Annotated in this window: 2 protein-coding genes; one reads left to right on the forward strand and one right to left on the reverse strand. The window is 70.5% G+C overall.

What is annotated here, in order from left to right:
• Positions 1-139: 139 nt before the first annotated feature.
• Positions 140-1,267: an adenosyl-hopene transferase HpnH gene (gene hpnH, locus QSG27_RS28640; RefSeq protein ID WP_306712220.1), complete on the reverse strand. Its 1,128-nt coding sequence runs from the start codon at positions 1,265-1,267 to the stop codon at positions 140-142.
• Positions 1,268-1,497: 230 nt separating this feature from the next.
• On the opposite strand from hpnH, the gene QSG27_RS28645 reads away from it, so the two are divergent.
• On the forward strand, positions 1,498-2,235 hold a 738-nt coding region (locus QSG27_RS28645; RefSeq protein ID WP_306712222.1), incomplete at its 3' end, for a 1-deoxy-D-xylulose-5-phosphate synthase N-terminal domain-containing protein.

A 2,235-nucleotide genomic window follows, 5' to 3' on the forward strand; every position in this document is an offset into this window, starting at 1 on the left:
ATCGCGGTCGAGCCTGACCCCGGCCTCCCTCAGAACGCCGTCCGGCGCCTGCCAGGGCTTGTGAATCCAGCGGCTGGCCTGGGATCTCGGCTGCGCCCTGGCGGGGCTGCGCCGGGCTGTCCGGGCCTTTCCGGCGGAGCTACTCGGCGGCGGTCCGCTCGGCCTCGATCCGGCGCAGCGTGTCCGCGACGTGGCGTGAGAAGACCTCCTCCGCCGGGCGCTGGCGGTCCAGGGGGATCTCCGGCGCCATCGGCCCGTCGGTCCGCGGCCCGCGCAGGCTGACGGCCAGCGCCGACAGCGGGTGGCGCAGCGTGTCCTCCACCGCGGTCGGCTCATAGCCGCTGTGGACCATGCAATCGGCGCATTTCTCGTAATTGCCGGTGCCGTAGGCGTCCCAGTCCGTCTCCTCCATCAGCGCCTTGAAGGTCGGGGCGTAGCCCTCCCCCAGCAGGTAGCAGGGGCGCTGCCAGCCGAAGACGTTGCGCGTCGGGTTGCCCCAGGGCGCGCAACGGTAGGTCCGGTTGCCGGCCAGGAAGTCCAGGAACAGGGACGACTGCGAGAAGCGCCAGCTCCTGCCCCGCCCCCGCGCGAAGACGGCGCGGAACAGCTCCTTCGTCTTGCGGCGGTTCAGGAAATGCTCCTGGTCCGGGGCGCGCTCATAGGCGTAGCCGGGCGACACGGTGACGGCGTCGATGCCCGCGGCCATGGCCTCGTCGAGGAAGGCGGCGACCTTGTCGGGCTCCGCCCCGTCGAACAGGGTGCAGTTGATGTTGACGCGGAAGCCGCGCGCCTTGGCCGCCCGGATCGCCGCGACGGCGCGGTCGTAGACGCCCGGCTGGCAGACCGCCTTGTCGTGCTCCTCCCGCCCGCCGTCGAGATGGACCGACCATGTGAAGAAGGGACTGGGGGTGAAGCGGTCCAGCCGCTTTTCCAGAAGCAGGGCGTTGGTGCAGAGATAGACGAACTTGCGCCGCGCCACGATGCCCGCGGCGATCGTGTGGATCTCCGGGTGCAGCAGCGGTTCCCCCCCGGCGATGGAAACCACCGGGGCGCCGCATTCGTCCACCGCGCCCAGCGCCTCCGCCACCGACAGGCGGCGGCGCAGGATGGGGTCGGGGTAGTCGATCTTGCCGCAACCCGCGCAGGCGAGGTTGCAGCGGAACAGCGGCTCCAGCATCAGCACCAGCGGAAAGCGCCGGTTGCCGCGAAGGCGCTGGCGCAGGACGTAGGCGCCGACCAGCGCCGCCTGGATCGGGGGAACGGCCATGGCTACGCCTTTCCCGCCCGGTGGTGAATCGCCGTCATGCGCTTATCCCTGAAATTGCGTCACGCTCCAGTTTGGAGCGTCCGGAGACGCCCGGCAGGTAGGTTACTGTATGATACTTGCCGGACTCTGGTGCGGACCGGCTGTGCCTTTCATCCTTCGCAGGCCGCAAAACCACAGCGCGCGGGAAAGCGCCGTGGATGACGGCCCATAAAGGGGGAGAGGCACCGGCCATGAGGAACAAAGCCCCGACCAGCAAGACACCTCTCCTCGACCGGGTGCGCACCCCCGTCGACCTGCGCCGGCTGAAGCCGGGCCAGCTTCGCCAGTTGGCCGACGAGCTGCGGAAGGAAACCATCGCCGCGGTGTCGGTGACCGGCGGGCATCTGGGCGCCGGGCTGGGGGTGGTCGAGCTGACCGTCGCCCTGCACTATGTCTTCGACACGCCCGCCGACCGGCTGATCTGGGACGTCGGGCACCAGTGCTACCCGCACAAGATCCTGACCGGGCGGCGCGACCGCATCCGTACGCTCCGCGCCGGTGGAGGATTGAGCGGATTCACGAGACGTACGGAGAGCGCGTACGACCCCTTCGGCGCGGCGCACAGCTCCACCGCCATGTCGGCGGGGCTGGGCATGGCGGTGGCGCGCGACCGGCTGGGCCGCCGCAACCATGTGGTCGCGGTGGTCGGCGACGGCGCCATGAGCGCCGGCATGGCCTATGAGGCGATGAACAACATCGGCTCCGGCGACAGCCGCGTGATCGTCGTGCTGAACGACAACACCATGTCCATCGCGCCGCCCGTGGGCGCCCTGTCCGCCTACCTGTCGCGGCTGATCTCCTCCAAGCCCTTCCTGACCCTGCGGCACCTCGCCGGGGACCTGGCCGAGCACATGCCGCGTCCGCTGCGCACGGCGGCCCGCCGGGCGGAGGAGTACGCCCGCGGCATGGTCACCGGCGGCACGCTGTTC

The organism is Azospirillum isscasi (assembly GCF_030849505.1).
GTDB classification, from domain to species: Bacteria; Pseudomonadota; Alphaproteobacteria; order Azospirillales; family Azospirillaceae; genus Azospirillum; species Azospirillum isscasi.